At 73.4% G+C, this 14,868-nt stretch carries 13 protein-coding genes; 7 read left to right on the forward strand and 6 right to left on the reverse strand.

What is annotated here, in order from left to right:
- Entirely contained in the window at positions 1-2,916 is a 2,916-nt protein-coding gene (locus tag AF335_RS27020) for a helix-turn-helix transcriptional regulator (RefSeq protein ID WP_102921041.1), read from the reverse strand.
- A gap of 461 nt (positions 2,917-3,377) precedes the next feature.
- Here AF335_RS27020 and AF335_RS27025 point away from each other — a divergent pair, with 461 nt between their 5' ends.
- A complete protein-coding gene (locus AF335_RS27025) occupies positions 3,378-4,193 on the forward strand; it encodes a GNAT family N-acetyltransferase (RefSeq protein ID WP_102921042.1) in 816 nt (271 codons plus the stop codon).
- A gap of 154 nt (positions 4,194-4,347) precedes the next feature.
- Here AF335_RS27025 and AF335_RS27030 read toward each other — a convergent pair whose 3' ends face one another.
- Positions 4,348-5,583, reverse strand: coding sequence for an acyl-CoA dehydrogenase family protein (locus tag AF335_RS27030; protein ID WP_102921043.1), 1,236 nt, complete (start codon positions 5,581-5,583; stop codon positions 4,348-4,350).
- 149 nt (positions 5,584-5,732) lie between these two features.
- On the opposite strand from AF335_RS27030, the gene AF335_RS27035 reads away from it, so the two are divergent.
- Positions 5,733-6,380, forward strand: a complete 648-nt coding sequence (locus AF335_RS27035; RefSeq protein WP_102921044.1) for a TetR/AcrR family transcriptional regulator — start codon at positions 5,733-5,735, stop codon at positions 6,378-6,380.
- Positions 6,381-6,470: 90 nt separating this feature from the next.
- On the opposite strand, the gene def is transcribed toward AF335_RS27035, so the two are convergent.
- On the reverse strand, positions 6,471-7,043 hold the full coding sequence (gene def, locus AF335_RS27040; protein WP_102921045.1) for a peptide deformylase: 573 nt from the start codon (positions 7,041-7,043) through the stop codon (positions 6,471-6,473).
- Between the two features lie 166 nt (positions 7,044-7,209).
- Here def and AF335_RS27045 point away from each other — a divergent pair, with 166 nt between their 5' ends.
- The 5 genes from AF335_RS27045 (at position 7,210) to AF335_RS34870 (ending at position 11,686) form a co-directional block, all read left to right on the forward strand.
- Positions 7,210-8,448 (forward strand): MurT ligase domain-containing protein, encoded by a 1,239-nt coding sequence (locus AF335_RS27045; RefSeq protein ID WP_102921046.1) that lies wholly within the window; start codon positions 7,210-7,212, stop codon positions 8,446-8,448.
- 21 nt (positions 8,449-8,469) lie between these two features.
- A complete protein-coding gene (locus AF335_RS27050; protein WP_102921047.1) occupies positions 8,470-9,198 on the forward strand; it encodes a type 1 glutamine amidotransferase in 729 nt (242 codons plus the stop codon).
- 131 nt (positions 9,199-9,329) lie between these two features.
- Positions 9,330-10,355, forward strand: a complete 1,026-nt coding sequence (locus AF335_RS27055; protein ID WP_102921048.1) for a 6-phosphofructokinase — start codon at positions 9,330-9,332, stop codon at positions 10,353-10,355.
- A 103-nt stretch (positions 10,356-10,458) separates the two neighbouring features.
- Positions 10,459-11,409 carry a cytochrome c oxidase assembly protein gene (locus AF335_RS27060; RefSeq protein WP_102921049.1) on the forward strand — a complete coding sequence of 317 codons (951 nt, stop codon included), beginning with the start codon at positions 10,459-10,461 and terminating at the stop codon, positions 11,407-11,409.
- A gap of 118 nt (positions 11,410-11,527) precedes the next feature.
- The gene (locus AF335_RS34870; RefSeq protein ID WP_170127818.1) at positions 11,528-11,686 is read left to right on the forward strand and encodes a hypothetical protein; all 159 of its coding nucleotides are present in this window, start codon (positions 11,528-11,530) and stop codon (positions 11,684-11,686) included.
- Between the two features lie 31 nt (positions 11,687-11,717).
- On the opposite strand, the gene AF335_RS27065 is transcribed toward AF335_RS34870, so the two are convergent.
- From AF335_RS27065 to AF335_RS27075, 3 genes are all read right to left on the reverse strand, one after another.
- The gene (locus tag AF335_RS27065; RefSeq protein WP_102921050.1) at positions 11,718-12,107 is read right to left on the reverse strand and encodes an SSI family serine proteinase inhibitor; all 390 of its coding nucleotides are present in this window, start codon (positions 12,105-12,107) and stop codon (positions 11,718-11,720) included.
- Positions 12,108-12,376: 269 nt separating this feature from the next.
- The gene (locus tag AF335_RS27070) at positions 12,377-12,979 is read right to left on the reverse strand and encodes a hypothetical protein (protein ID WP_102921051.1); all 603 of its coding nucleotides are present in this window, start codon (positions 12,977-12,979) and stop codon (positions 12,377-12,379) included.
- A gap of 204 nt (positions 12,980-13,183) precedes the next feature.
- On the reverse strand, positions 13,184-14,782 hold the full coding sequence (locus tag AF335_RS27075) for an alpha/beta hydrolase (RefSeq protein ID WP_244927175.1): 1,599 nt from the start codon (positions 14,780-14,782) through the stop codon (positions 13,184-13,186).
- Positions 14,783-14,868 lie beyond the last annotated feature (86 nt).

Consider the following 14,868-nt stretch of genomic DNA (forward strand, 5'->3'; position numbering starts at 1 on the left):
CTAGCGACCCGGCGCGTGGGCGCCGGCCGGCGGCCCCACGCGCTCCGGGGGACGGGGGCTCAGCGGGCCGGGGGCGCCCAGGGAGCGGGGCAGTTCGGCGCGGCCGCGCACGTCGAGCTTGCGGTAGACGTTGGTCAGGTGCATCTCCACGGTGCGGGGGGTGACGAACAGGGCGTCGGCTATCTCCTTGTTGCTGACCCCGCGGCGGGCGAGGTCGGCGACGCGGCGTTCGCTGTCGGTGAGCGAGTCGACGGGCGAGGCGGCGAGCTGGGGCATCCGGCCGCCGGCGGCGACGAGGAGCTTGCGGGCGAGCCCGCCGAGGATGTGGTAGCCGCAGCGGGTGGCGAGTTCGATGGCGCCGCGCAGGTGGCGGCGGGCCCCCCGGGTGTCCTCGTGGCGCAGCAGCTCGTAGCCCAGCTGGTACTGGGCCTTGGCCTGTTCGAGCCGGGCCGGGGAGGCGGCGAGCGCGTCGACGGCCTCGGCGAGCAGGTCGAGCCGGGCCCGGCCGTCGGCGACGACGCCGGCGGCCAGCAGCCCGAGGCCGATGCCCCGGGGGGTGCCCCAGCGGCGTACCCGCTCCTGGGCGCCCTCGGCGACGGCGGCGGCCTCGGACCTGCGGCCCAGCTGGACGAGGACGGAGGCGGTGGGCAGCCACCAGGGGGCGAGCACCGGGTTGGTCACCCCGGCCTCCTCCAGGCTGCGCCCGCACCGCTGCCACAGCTCCAGCGCGCCGTCGAGGTCACCGCGCTCCCGGCGGACCCGGCCCAGGGTGTAGAGGTGGTGGTGCCATTCCCAGATCCGCCGGTCCACCCCGCGCCGGCCGCCGTGGGCGAGGGCGGTCTCGGCGCGTTCGAGCTGCCCCTGGGAGAGCAGCGCGCTGCCGAGGGCTATGTAGGGCAGGGGCGAGGAGGGGCCGCGGACCGTCTCGGCGAGGTCGACGGCGGCGCGGGCGTCGACGGCGGCGCCGCCGACGTCCCCGATGGAGTGGCGGACGACGGACCGGCCGGACAGCGCCGCCATGTGCAGGCCCGGTTCGTACCGGTCCCAGCTGGAGGACAGGACGCGGCCGAGCCCGGTCAGGGCCTCGTCCGTCTCGTCGGCGATGCCGAGGACGAGGGACGCCCCGAACACCCACCAGCCGACGGGCGCGGGCTCCTCGACCTTCAGGGCCCGGCGGGCGAGGGCGACGGCCTGCCGGGCGGGCCTGCCGTCGAGGGCGGCGAGGACGCCCATGCCGGACAGCAGCCGGCGCTCGGCCGGGCTGTCCCCCGGGGGCACGGGCCAGGCCGCGGCCCGTTCCTGGACCCCGGCCAGGGCCGCCTTCTCGTTGACGGCGGTGACCAGCAGGGTGGCGGCGACGGAGGTGCGCAGCTCCGTGTCGGCGGGGTCGGTGCCGGGCTCCGGCTGGAGGGCGGTGAGCGCCTCGCCGAGGACGCGGACCGCGTCGGGGGCGTCACGGGTGCCGAGGGCGGTCATCCCGTACTCGACGGCGATGGGGGCCCGTTCCCCGGGGGTGGTGGCGTCGGCGAGGGCCTGCCGCAGGTGGCACAGCGCGGTGGCGGGGGCCACCGGGGCCGAGGCGCGGGCCAGTTCGATGCGGACGACCTGGCGCTGGGTGCCGGTGAGGTCCGCGTCCAGGGCACGGCGCAGATAGCGGATGGCGGCCCGGGAGGTGTCGCGGTCGGGTGCCTCGGCGGCCGCGTCGCGCAGGACGGCGAGCATCCAGGGCTCGGCGAGCTCCTTGAGGAGGAGGAGCTGGTCGGCGACGTCGGCCGCGGGGCGGCCCGCGTCGTTGAGGACGCGGGCGGCACGGGCGCGCAGCGACTCCAGGCGGGCGGCCGGGAGGCCGGCGAGGACGGCGTCGCGGACGGCGTCGCGCATGGTGACGACGGGGTGGCCGGCGGCCGGTCGTACGACTCCCCCGGTGGGGCCGCCGGCGGTGTCCTCGGGCGGGCCGTCGACGACGCCGTTGCGGCGCAGGGCGTCCAGGGCTTCGGTGAGGCGCCTGCCGGTGACGCCGGAGAGGGCGGCCAGCGGATCGGAGCAGGAGCGGCCGAGGACGGCCAGGGCCTGGGCGACGGCGCGTTCGGGGCCGGGGCAGCCGGCCAGGTGGGCGGTGACGGACTCGGCGAGGACGGCGTCGCCGGTCCGGCGCAGATGGCGGGTGCCCGCGGCGTCGGGCCCGAGCCCGGCCGCGCTCACGCCGGTGAGGAGGCGTACGAGCCGGGCCGGGTTGCCGCCGCTGATCTCCGCGCAGTGGCGCAGGAAGGATTCGTCGGCGGGGCGGCCGAGGGTGCGGACGGCCATCCTGGCGGTGTCGGCCCGGGTGAGCGGACCGAGGTCCAGGGTGGCGCAGCGGCCCTGGGCGAGGAACTCGGCGAGCATGTCCGTGCCGGGGCCGTGGCATTCGGTGCGCTGGGCGAAGAGCACCAGCAGGGGCAGGGCGGTGGCCCTGCGGAGCACGAAGTCGACGCTGCGGAGGGAGGCTTCGTCGCACCACTGGGCGTCGTCGACGACCAGCGTGAGCGGGCCCGCCGCGAGCAGACCGGCGAGGTGCCGGTGGAAGCGGCGGTGGAAGGCGTAGGCGGCGTGGGCGGCGGGGGTGCCGGGGAGGGTGGCGGCGGGCTCCGGGAGGGCGTGCGGGTCCTGGCCGAGGAGCCGGCCTAACACCCGCCGGCCGTCCTCCGCCTGCTCGCTGCCGGCGCAGTACCGGACGGCGCCCCCGGCCGCGGCCGACCGGTCGGCGAAGGCGGCGAGCAGGCTGGTCCGGCCGATGCCGGCCGGGCCGCGGACCAGGACCGCCCGCGCGCCCTCCCGGCGCGCGCCCTCGGCGTGACGGGCGAGCGTGGCGAGCTCGGCGGAGCGGCCGACCAGGAACCGGGGGGTCTCCTTGCCCTTGTCGCTGATGACCGCCACGGCGTTTCCTTCTTTCGTGAAGCCACACTCGAGCTCCGTCGATCGACGTGGCGGAGACGGTTCCTAAGACGGTTCCAAGTCCCGACTTGCACGATCAAGATCAGAAATGACGGTAACAGGACAGCTGATGGGGACCCATCACCTTTGAGACAGAATGCGAAGCATCCATGGCCAAAGATGAACGCTGAGTTCCCGGCCGCCTACGCGGCGTGGTGCCCCCTCAGTCTGCCGCAAGTGAGCCGAAACCCGTCCGCGCCAAGAATGCCGACATCCGCTTGTCATTCGCTTGCCGTACGCTGCACCGTCCGTCCCGACGGCCCGGCGGACCCCGCCGCCACCGGCACGGACGCACTGAACACGGCGTCCCGGACCGGGGCCGGCGGAAGCGCCCGCCGGGGCACGCGGCGCGGCCGGACCGGAACCCGGAACCGGGAGAAGACGGACGGGAAAGGGGCTGCCGCGTGGGCGGACTGCTGGAGCTGCTCGAAGACTATTACGACGCCGTGCCACGCGGTACGGCGCGCGCCGAGGACTTCGGCCCTCTGACCCTGTTCGTCCGGGAGGGCGAGGGCTGGCCGTACTACGCCCGGCCCGCCCGGTCCTGGCGCGGCCCGGTGACCGCGGCCGACGTCCGGCGGGTCCGCGACCGCCAGCGCGAACTGGGCGTCCCCGAGAGCTTCGAGTGGGTCGCCGAGACCACCCCCGCGCTCCGGGCCGCCGTGACGGAGGCGGGCCTCACCGTGTGCGAGCACCCGCTCATGGCGCTGGACCCGGCGGCCGGGACGGAGGGCACGGACGGACTCCCCGAGGGGCTTTCGGTGCGGGTCGTCGGCCCCGGCGACCCGGCCCTGCCGAGCGCCGTGGCCGTACCGAACGTCGCGTTCTCCGAACCCGGCCCGGCCGTCGGCGGGGCGGGCCCGGCCGAACTGGCCGCGACGGTCCGGAAGCTGAGCGCCGACGGCTCCGTGGACCGGCTGGCCGCGCGCGTCGAGGCGGGCCTGACCGTGCTGGCCGCGGCCGTCCGGGACGGCACGGCCCTGTGCGCGGGGCAGCACCAGCCCGTGGGCGACGTCACCGAACTCGTCGGCATCGGCACCCTCCCCACGGCCCGCCGCCAGGGGCTCGGCCTCGCGGTGACGGCGGCCCTCGTGGCGGACGCGCGGTCGCGGGGGGTGCGGACGGTCTTCCTGTCGGCGGGGGACGAGGTGACGGGGCGGGTCTACGGCCGTGCGGGGTTCCGGCGGGTCGGGACCGCGCTGATCGCTGGGCCGGGGTAGGAGGCGGGGGCTTTTTCCCCCGCCCCTTCCCGAACGGGGCTCCGCCCCGGACCCCGGTCCTCAATCGCCGGACGGGCTGATTTTCAGCCCGTCCGGCGCTTGAGGACATTCGGGAAGGGGCGGGTAGGGGAAAGCCCCGCGCAGCGGCACCCCGTCAGCGGATACCCACCCCCGACACCGCCCTCGCGATGACCAGCCGCTGAATCTCGCTCGTGCCCTCGAACACCGTGTAGATCGCCGCGTCACGATGCATCCGCTCCACCGGATACTCCCGCGTATAGCCGTTGCCGCCCAGGATCTGCATGGCCTGCGCCGTCACCGTCTTCGCCGTCTCCCCCGCGAAGAGCTTCGACATCGAGCCCTCCGCCGAGGTGAAGGGGCGGCCCGCGGTCGCCATCCACGAGGCGCGCCAGACCAGCAGGCGGGCCGCGTCGATACGGGTGCGCATGTCCGCCAGCTGGAAGGCGACGCCCTGGTTGTCGATGATGGGGCGGCCGAACTGGACCCGGTCCTTGGCGTATTCGAGGGCCACCTCGTACGCGGCGCGGGCGATGCCCACCGCCTGCGCGCCGACGGCCGGCCGGGACGCCTCGAAGGTGGCCATCGCGGCGTTCCGGGCGCCGGCGCCCGTCTCGCGCTCGCCCTTCGCCCGTTCCCGGGCGCGGGCCAGCCGGTGCTCCAGCTTCTCGCGGCCGCCGAGCAGGCAGTGGCCGGGGACGCGTACGCCGTCGAGGACGACCTCGGCGGTGTGCGAGGCGCGGATGCCGTGCTTCTTGAACTTCTGTCCCTGGGACAGGCCCGCCGTGCCCGGCGGCACGATGAAGGAGGCGTGCCCGCGCGCCCCGAGGGCGGGGTCGACCACGGCGACCACCACATGGACGCCGGCGATCCCCCCGTTGGTCGCCCAGGTCTTGGTGCCGTTCAGCACCCATTCGTCCTTCGCCTCGTCGTAGACGGCGCGGGTGCGCATGGCGGAGACGTCCGAGCCCGCGTCGGGCTCGGAGGAGCAGAAGGCGGCGACCTTCACCTCGGCGGCGTCCCCGTACATCTGCGGGACCCAGGTGCCGATCTGCTCCTCGGTGCCGTTGGCGAAGACGCCGACCGCCGCGAGGCCGGTTCCGGCGATCGCGAGGCCGAGGCCCGCGTCGCCCCAGAAGAGCTCCTCCATGGTCATGGGGATGCCGAGGCCGGTGGGGTCGAGGAATTGCTGGGCGAAGAAGTCGAGCGAATACAAGCCGATCTTGGCGGCCTCCTGGACCACCGGCCAGGGGAACTCCTCGCGCTCGTCCCACTCGGCCGCCGCCGGGCGCATCACGTCCTCGGCGAAGCCGTGGAGCCAGTCCCGCACCCCCCGCTGGTCCTCGTCGAGCTCCATGGTGAACTCCGCCATGACCCCTCCCACCCCTCATTACTCAAGGTAACGCGAGTATGTTACCCATGGGTAGAGGTGTCAACCGCCCCCGCCTCCCCGATTCGCTCGGTGCAGCGGGTGTTACGTTGCGCATGCGTGACGATTCGCAGGGGCGGGGAGGCATTCCTATGGAGAACAACAGTCAGCGGGACGATCAGCAGCGTGCCGCGGAACGGCGGCGCAAGGAGCTGCTGGAGGCCGCGGACCGCGTGGTGCTGAGGGACGGCCCCGGGGCGTCGATGAACGCCATCGCGGCCGAGGCGGGCATCACCAAGCCCATCCTCTACCGGCACTTCGGCGACAAGGGCGGGCTCTACCGCGCGCTCGCCGCCCGCCACACCGACGCGCTGCTCATCGGGCTGCGCGCCGCGCTGGACGCCCCGGCGGACCGCCGGGAGCGGGTCGAGACCACGCTGGACAGCTACCTCGCGGCGATAGAGGCCCGGCCGCAGGTCTACCGCTTCCTGATGCACCCGGCCGACGAGGCCCACCCGGCGGAGCAGGGCTTCGACGTCGGCCGGCACTCCGCGCCCCTGCTGCGGCGGATGGGCGAGGAGCTGGCCCAGGTCATAACCGAGCGGGTCGACCTCGGCCCGGGCAGCGAGGAGCTGGCCCGGGCCTGGGGGCACGGCATCGTCGGGATGATGCACGCGGCGGGCGACTGGTGGCTGCGCGAGCGGCCCTTCCCGCGCGCACACCTCGTACGGCATCTGGCGGACCTGCTGTGGGGCAGGCTGGCGGCGGCCGGGAACCTGCCGGGCGGCCCGGGCTTCTAGGGCCGCACCCGGGCGGCGCCCCGCCCACCGGGTACGGCCTTCCCACCCGGTTCCGGGCACGGCCTTCCCCGCCCGGTTCCGGGCCCGGGCTCAGCCCTGCCGGCCGCCGAGCGGAGCCCCTGCGGCGGGCGCGAGCCCGCCCCGGCGGGCGGCCCGCAGCGCGCGCCGGCGCCGCAGCCCCGTCAGCCGGTCCAGATACAGCCCGCCCTCCAGGTGGTCGCACTCGTGCTGGAGGCAGCGCGCGAAGAACCCCGTGCCGCTCACCCGCACCGGGGAGCCGTCCACCATGAAGCCCGCCACCTCCGCGTGGTCGAAGCGCTCCGTGCCCGCCTCGACGCCGGGCACGGAGAGACACCCCTCGGGCCCGCGGAAGGCGATGCCGTCCGCCGTGACGAGCCGGGGGTTCACCAGGTGCCCGAGGTGGCGGACGTCCTCGTCGTCCGGGCAGTCGTAGACGAAGACCCGAAGCGGTACACCGATCTGGTTGGCCGCGAGGCCCACGCCCCGCGCCGCGTACATCGTCGCGAACATGTCCTCGACGAGCTCCGCGAGGCCCGCGTCAAACTCCGTGACCTCCTCACAGGGGGTCGCGAGACCCTGATCTCCGAGCAGCCGCAGGGGCCGTACACGTCCTGAACCACCGGGAATCGAGCCTTTGCGCATGGGGGCAACCCTACGTTCCGAGGACTGCGGGTTCGGGCCCACGGCCGGATCTCGATAGGCTGATCCCCGACCGAGGCCCCCTGGCCGACGTTCGGCTCGGAGGGGGCGTTCCACCGGCGGACCAGGAACAGGCAGCGGCGCCGGATTGCAAGGAGGATCTAGGACGATGGCAGGCAACACGGGGCCGCTGTCGCCGCGGGCCAAGCTGGCCGTGACGGCGGGCAAGGCAGCTGCGGCGGTGTCGCGCGCCGCGGGCCGCGGCAGCGGATCGGTGATCGGCGGCAAGGTCGCGCTCAAGCTCGACCCGGATCTGCTGGCCCGGCTGGCGACCCACCTGGACGTGGTCCTGGTGTCGGCCACCAACGGCAAGACGACCACGACCCGGCTGATCGCCGAGGCACTGCGGGCCAGCGGGCCGGTGGTGTCGAACGCGCTGGGCGCGAACATGCCGGCCGGCATCACCTCCGCCCTCGCAGGCGGCTCGGACGCGCGCTACGGCGTGATCGAGGTGGACGAGAAGTACCTGGCGGGTGTCGCCCGGGACGTCTCGCCCAAGGCCATAGCGCTGCTGAACCTCTCGCGCGACCAGCTCGACCGGGCCGCGGAGACGCGCATGCTCGCCGAGAAGTGGCGCGAGGGCCTGGCCGGCACCAAGGCGGTGATCATCGCCAACGCCGACGACCCGCTGATCGTCTGGGCGGCGTCCTCGTCGTCGAACGTGGTGTGGGTGGCCGCGGGCCAGGAGTGGAAGGACGACGCCTGGTCGTGCCCGTCCTGCGGCGGTGTGATGCAGCGCCCGGGCGACGACTGGTTCTGCGGTGAGTGCGGCTTCCGCCGGCCCACCCCGAGCTGGGCGCTGTCCGGCGACTACGTCCTCGACCCGCACGGCAGCGCGTGGCCGATCCACCTCCAGCTGCCGGGCCGGGCCAACAAGGCGAACGCCACCACCTCGGCCGCCGTCGCGGCCACGTTCGGGGTGCCGCCGCAGGTGGCCCTGGAGCGGATGTACCAGGTGCAGGCGGTCGCGGGCCGGTTCGACGTGGTGCAGTTCCTGAACCGGGACATCCGGCTGCTGCTGGCGAAGAACCCGGCCGGCTGGCTGGAGACGTTCTCGCTGATCGACGGGCCGCCGGCGCCGGTGATCCTCGCCGTGAACGCCCGGGGTGCGGACGGCACGGACACCTCGTGGCTGTGGGACGTGGACTACACCCGGCTCGCCGGGCACCCGATCTTCCTCCTCGGCGACCGCAAGCTCGACCTCGCGGTGCGCCTGGAGGTCGCGGGGCTGGACTTCCGCGTCTGCGAGACCGTCGACGAGGCCGTGCAGGCGGCGCCGCCCGGCAGGATCGAGCTGATCGCCAACTACACCGCGTTCCAGGACGTCCGCCGCCGCGTCGGCAACTGACCCCACGACAGGATTGTGAGCATGAGCCAGAACAGTCTGCGGGTGGTGTGGGTCTACCCCGACCTGCTGAGCACCTACGGCGACCAGGGCAATGTCCTGGTCCTGGAGCGCCGGGCGCGTCAGCGCCGGCTGGACGTCCAGCGCGTGGACATCCGTTCCGACCAGCCGATCCCCACCTCCGGGGACATCTATCTGATCGGCGGCGGTGAGGACCGCCCGCAGCGGCTGGCGGCCGAGCGGCTGCGCCGCGACGGCGGTCTGAACCGGGCGGTCGCCAACGGCGCGATCGTCTTCTCGGTCTGCGCGGGCTACCAGATCCTGGGCCATGAGTTCATCAACGACCTCGGCCAGCGGGAGCAGGGCCTCGGCCTGCTCGACGTCGTCAGCACCCGCGGCGAGGGCGAGCGGTGCGTCGGCGACGTGCTCGCCGACATCGACGACCGGCTGGGGCTGCCGCCGCTGACCGGCTTCGAGAACCACCAGGGCATCACCCACGTCGGCCCGAACGCGCGCCCCTTCGCGCGCACCCGGATCGGCAAGGGCAACGGCACGGGCGACGGCACCGAGGGCGCGTACAACGACACCGTCTTCGGTACGTACATGCACGGTCCGGTCATGGCGCGCAACCCGCATATCTCGGACCTGCTGATCAAGCTGGCGCTGGACGTCAACGCCCTTCCGCCGGTGGACGACCGCTGGTACGAGGCGCTGCGCAACGAGCGGATCGCGGCGGCCAGCCAGCCTTCCTGACGGACCGGGGCCGTACGCGCGCCCGGATGACGGACGGCTGTGTCCCCCCGCCACCTCTCGCTTGTATGGTGGCGGGGATCCAGCCGGACGACGGGGTCCGGTCACCCGCCCTGTTGTGAAGGTTCCCTGTCATGCGCATCGGCGTACTCACCTCCGGTGGCGACTGCCCCGGTCTGAATGCCGTCATCCGGTCCGTGGTGCACCGCGCCGTCGCGGACCACGGTGACGAGGTCATCGGCTTCCACGACGGCTGGCGGGGGCTGCTGGAGGGCGACTTCCGCAAGCTCGACCTGGACGCGGTCGGTGGCATCCTGGCCCTCGGCGGCACCATCCTCGGCTCCTCCCGGGTCCGGCCCGCCGATCTTCGCGACGGCGTCGAGCGGGCCCGCGGCCATGTCGCGGACCTGGGCCTGGACGCGATCGTGCCGATCGGCGGCGAGGGCACCCTCAAGGCGGCCCGGCTGCTGTCGGACGCCGGCCTGCCCATCGTGGGCGTCCCCAAGACCATCGACAACGACATCGCGTCGACCGACGTGACCTTCGGCTTCGACACGGCCGTCGGGGTGTCGACCGAGGCCCTGGACCGGCTGAAGACCACCGCCGAGTCCCATCAGCGGGTGCTCATCGTGGAGGTGATGGGCCGCCACACCGGCTGGATCGCCCTGCACTCGGGCATGGCCGCGGGCGCCCACGCGATCGTCGTGCCGGAGCGCCCCTTCGACATCGACGAGCTGGCCGAGGTGGTCGGCCGCCGCTTCGAGGCGGGCAAGCGCTTCGCGATCGTGGTGGTCGCCGAGGGCGCCAAGCCCCGCGCGGGCTCGATGGCCTTCGAGACCGGCGACACGGACTCCTACGGCCACGAGCGGTTCGCGGGCGTCGCCCGGCAGCTGGCCGTCGAGCTGGAGCGGCGCCTCGGCAAGGAGGCCCGCCCGGTGATACTCGGCCATGTGCAGCGCGGTGGCACGCCCACCGCGTACGACCGGGTGCTGGCGACCCGCTTCGGCTGGCACGCCGTGGAGGCGGTGCACCGCGGGGCCTTCGGGATGATGACGGCGCTGCACGGCACGGACATCACCCTGGTGCCGCTGGCGGCGGCCGTGGAGCGGCTGAAGACCGTTCCGGCGGAGCGCTACGCCGAGGTCGAGTGCGTCCTGTGAAGTGATCTTCGCGTACCTCGCCGTACCGCCCCCGGCCGGAGCTCCGGCCGGGGGCGGCTCTACTCTGGTCCCGGCGCATCGGTACGAAATGGGAGAGACGCGGATGGATCACAGCGGGCACGGCATGATGATGGACATGCCGCCGTTCACGCTGGGACGGGGTCTGGAGTTCAGCGGCGATCCGTTCTTCATGATCGGTTGCTTGCTGGGGCTGGCCCTGTACGGCTGGGGTGTGGTGCGGCTGCGGATGCGCGGTGACGCCTGGCCCGTCGGCCGTACGGTCGCGTTCGTGCTCGGCGTGCTGACGGTGTGGCTGGTGATGTGTACCAAGCTGAACGACTACGGCATGGTCATGTTTAGCGTGCACATGGTGCAGCACATGGTGATCAGCATGCTCTCCCCGATCCTGCTGCTGCTCGGCGCCCCGGTGACGCTGACGCTGCGGGCGCTGCCGACGGCGGGACGCGGGCGCAAGGGCCCGCGGGAGTTGCTGGTGGCGCTGCTGCACAGCCGCTACATGCGGATCATCACCCACCCGGCGTTCACGATCCCGCTGTTCATCGCGAGCCTGTACGCCCTGTACTTCACACCGCTGTTCGACTTCCTCATGGAGTCGAGGACCGGGCACATCGCGATGATGGTGCACTTCCTCGCGGTCGGCCTGGTGTTCTTCTGGCCGATCATGGGCGTGGACCCGGGTCCGCACCGGCCGGGTTATGTGATGCGGATGCTGGAGCTGTTCGCCGGCATGCCCTTCCACGCGTTCTTCGGCATCGCCCTGATGATGGGCACGGAGCCGATGATCAAGACGTATATGCACCCGCCGGCCTCGCTGGGCATCGACGCGCTGGAGGACCAGCAGGCGGGCGGCGGCATCGCGTGGGCGTTCAGCGAGATCCCGTCGGTCGTGGTGCTGCTCGCGCTGGCCTACCAGTGGTACCGCTCCGAGCAGCGCCAGTCGCGGCGCTCGGACCGGGCCGCGGACCGCAACGGCGACAAGGAGCTGGCGGAGTACAACGCCTACCTGGCCTCGCTGCAGGCGCGCGGGCGCTGAGCCGGGGGCACACCCGGGGGCACGGGTATGGCGGTGAGGGCCGCGGCCGGGAGACGATGGTCTTCTGGCCGCGGCCCTCTCGCGTCCGCGCGTCGGGCCGCCGTGAGGAGGTGCGGGCATGCCCGGATCGGCGAAGGCGATGACGGGGCTGACGGTGGGGGGACTCGTCACGGTGACCGCCTACACGGTGACCATCGGGAGCGACGGCTGGCTGTGGTTCACCTGGGTGGTGCTGATGCTGATGACGATAGGCACCCTGGTGGCACGGGGGACGTGACACGGGGCCCGGGCACCGGGGCGTCCGCCGGCTAGAAGCGGAACACCGCTCCCGTCGCCACGTCGAGCCCGCACGCGTTGGGGTACGTCTTGTGCCAGACGACGGGCCGGTCGTTCCAGTCACCCTCCACGGCGGCGGTGACGGGGTCGTACTCCCTGGTGCACAGGTGGCCCTCGCCGGCGAGCGCGTCCGGCTCACCGTTGGCCCGCTGGAGGTCGGCGCAGGCCGCGGCCGCGTGCGGGTGGTGGCCGCCCGCCTCGGGGCAGGCGAGCTGCACGCCCCGGATCCAGGTGTTCCGCGCGCCGGAGACGGTCAGGAGCAGCCGCCCGCGTTCGGGCTCGCCCGCCGTCGCGGGGCCCGCGGCGAGGCAGAGGAGGGCGGTGGCGGTCGTCGCGACGGCCACGGGGGTGCGTACGGACATGCGATGCCTCCTGGGGCGCGGGGATGCCCGGTACCAGGCCATCGCGCGCGGGGGCCGCGGGGCAAGCGGCCGCACCGGGGAGTCCCCCGGACGGCGGCGCACTCCCACCCGGACGGGCCCATGGGCAGGCGCACACCGTACCGCCACGACGACCACCACCCGACCACCCGGACCGGCCCCGGGCGCCTGTGCCGCCACCGGCCTGCGGGAAGGCCCGCGGGCGGCGACGGCGGGCAATCCGTACGAGCGGTCCCGCGCGGGCCCGTGGTTCAGCCCGCGAGCCTCTTCTTCAGTTCGGTCACCTGGGGGCCGGAGTCCTTGGCCGGGATCTCCCAGCGGAAGGTCTTGCCCTCTCCGTCGGTGTAGACGAGGGTGCCGCCGCGCTGGTGCTCGTTGATGTCGAAGGTCCTGGCGCGCCATTTGGCGGTGCCGGCCGGGATGGGGCCGCCGGCGTCGAAGCCGCTGAGGAAGACGTTCGCGGCGTTGCCGTCGCCCGCGCCGACGGCCTGGCCGTCGGCGGCCACCCACTGCCAGCCGCCCCGCTGGGCCGGGGCCGTCTCGGCGACGGCCGACGCCGACGTCGGGCGGTCCCGCACGGACACGATGACGAAGAGGCCGTTGGTGGGCTTGTCGGCCATCGCCTTGTTCGCGTAGACGACGCTGGTGGGCGTCACTTCGAGGCGTCCCACGCCGCCCGATCCCACGGTCGGGGCGCCCTTGCCCATCGGCTGGACCCCGCCCTCGGGGCTGTCCCCCGTGGTGGCCGAGGAGGCGGTGGCGCTCGCGGACGGCTTGTCCTTCGTCTCGGTGCCGCACGCGGTGAGCGGCAGCGCGGCGACGAGGCAGACGGCTATGACGGTGCTGGTGCGCATGTATCCCCTGAGGTCTGGACGGACCGGCGAAACGTACCGCCGGTAACAAGCCCTACCGCGAGGTCTGTTCGAATCGTGATCAGTCCGCGACCGCACCGCGACCCGCCGCGCCACGCCACCCGCTACGCAGAAAAGCCTCACCCCGGCCCTTACCGGACCGGGGTGAGGCTCGCTATGTCGTGCTGTGTTCCGTTACGCCCAGGGCTACTTGGCCGCGGCGGCCTTCGGCGCCGGGACGGCGTGCGGGGCGCACGTCACGTCCTTGGCATCGACCTTGCCGTCGAGGAGGTAGGCGTCGACCCGGGTGTTGATGCAGGGGTTGACGAGCCCGGTGACGCCGTGCGAGCCGGCGCCCTTCTCGGTGATCAGGCGCGAGCCGCGGAAGCGCTTGTGCAGCTCGACGGCGCCGGCGTACGGGGTGGCGGCGTCACGGTCGGACTGCACGATGAGGGTCTGCGGCAGGCCCTTGTGCGTGGTGACCTCGACCGGCGTCTGCTGCGGGGCCTTCCAGGTGGCGCAGGGGAGGTTCATCCAGGCGTTGGCCCAGGTCATGAACGGGGCCTTCTTGTGGATGCGGGTGTTGTCCCGGTCCCACTTGTTCCAGCTGGTGGGCCACTTGGCGTCGGCGCACTCGACCGCGGTGTAGACCGCGTTGCTGTTCTCCTTGTCGATGTTGCCGGCCTTGTCCGCGAGGTCCGGGCCGGCCTCCGCGATCAGCGGCTTCTCGTCACCGGCGACGTACTTGCTCCAGGTCTCGGCGACCGGGACCCACGAGGAGTCGTAGTACGCGGCGCTCTGGAAGAAGTTGATCAGCTCGGCCGGGCCGACGACCCCGCCGATGGGCTTCTTCTTGGCGGTGGCCCGGATCTTCTCCCAGCCCTTCTGGACCTCGGCCTGCGTCTTGCCGAGGTGGAAGGCGTCGTCGTGCTTGGCGACCCACGCCTCCCAGTCCTTGAAGCGGCCCTCGAAGGCGACGTCCTGCTCCAGGTTCGCCTCGTACCAGATGTTGTCCGTGGCCGGGTTGACGACGCTGTCGACGACCATGCGGCGGACGTGGGACGGGAACAGGGTGCCGTAGACGGCGCCGAGGTAGGTGCCGTAGGAGACGCCCAGGTAGTTCAGCTTCTTCTCACCGAGCGCGGCGCGCACGACGTCGAGGTCGCGGGCCGTGTTCAGGGTGGTGAGGTACGGCAGCAGGTCGCCGCTGCGCTCGGCGCAGCCGTCGGCGTACTCACGGGCCAGCTTGCGCTGGGCGCGCTTGTCGGCCTCGCTGCCGGGCACCGGGTCGGCCTTGGGGGCGCCGACGAACTTCTGCGGGTCGACGCAGGAGATCGGCGCGGAGTGGCCCACGCCGCGCGGGTCGAAGCCGACGAAGTCGTACGCCTTCGCGGTCTTGGTCCACAGCGGGCTCTTGGTCGTGATCCGCTTGGGGAACCGCATGCCGGAGCCGCCGGGGCCGCCCGGGTTGTAGATAAGCGAGCCCTGGCGCTCGTCCGCGGTGCCGGTGGAGCGCACGCGGTCGACGGCTATCTCGATGGTGCGGCCGTCGGGCTTGGCGTAGTCGACGGGGACGCGCACGAAGCCGCACTGGATCGGCTTCTCCAGGCCCCAGGAGGCCGGGCAGTCCTGCCACTTGACGCCGGTCTTGGCCGCGCGCTCGGCGGCTATGCGTGCACCGCGCGCCTCGGCGGCACCGCCCGGCACGCGCTCGCCGGCGCTGGCGGCCGGGGCGGTCAGGAACCCGGCCACCAGCGCGCCGGTCACCAGAGTGCCGGCCGCGCCGAGTATGGATGTAGCTCTCACGTAGGAATCCCCCTGCTGAGTGCGCCGCTTGGAGCGGCGTGATCGCAATGCACTGCTTGCCGGGATCCTTCCGTCTCCCATGCCAC

Origin of the sequence: Streptomyces eurocidicus (assembly GCF_002891295.1) — a bacterium.
In the GTDB taxonomy this organism is placed as follows: domain Bacteria; phylum Actinomycetota; class Actinomycetes; order Streptomycetales; family Streptomycetaceae; genus Streptomyces; species Streptomyces eurocidicus.

Coding starts and splice junctions, on each gene's coding strand:
- AF335_RS27030 (WP_102921043.1), bottom strand. CDS start 5,583: ATGGCGGAGTTCACCATGGAGCTCGACGAGGACCAGCGGGGGGTGCGG.
- AF335_RS27055 (WP_102921048.1), top strand. CDS start 9,330: ATGCGCATCGGCGTACTCACCTCCGGTGGCGACTGCCCCGGTCTGAAT.
- AF335_RS27035 (WP_102921044.1), top strand. CDS start 5,733: ATGGAGAACAACAGTCAGCGGGACGATCAGCAGCGTGCCGCGGAACGG.
- AF335_RS27065 (WP_102921050.1), bottom strand. CDS start 12,107: ATGTCCGTACGCACCCCCGTGGCCGTCGCGACGACCGCCACCGCCCTC.
- AF335_RS27045 (WP_102921046.1), top strand. CDS start 7,210: ATGGCAGGCAACACGGGGCCGCTGTCGCCGCGGGCCAAGCTGGCCGTG.
- AF335_RS34870 (WP_170127818.1), top strand. CDS start 11,528: ATGCCCGGATCGGCGAAGGCGATGACGGGGCTGACGGTGGGGGGACTC.
- def (WP_102921045.1), bottom strand. CDS start 7,043: ATGCGCAAAGGCTCGATTCCCGGTGGTTCAGGACGTGTACGGCCCCTG.
- AF335_RS27050 (WP_102921047.1), top strand. CDS start 8,470: ATGAGCCAGAACAGTCTGCGGGTGGTGTGGGTCTACCCCGACCTGCTG.
- AF335_RS27070 (WP_102921051.1), bottom strand. CDS start 12,979: ATGCGCACCAGCACCGTCATAGCCGTCTGCCTCGTCGCCGCGCTGCCG.
- AF335_RS27060 (WP_102921049.1), top strand. CDS start 10,459: ATGGATCACAGCGGGCACGGCATGATGATGGACATGCCGCCGTTCACG.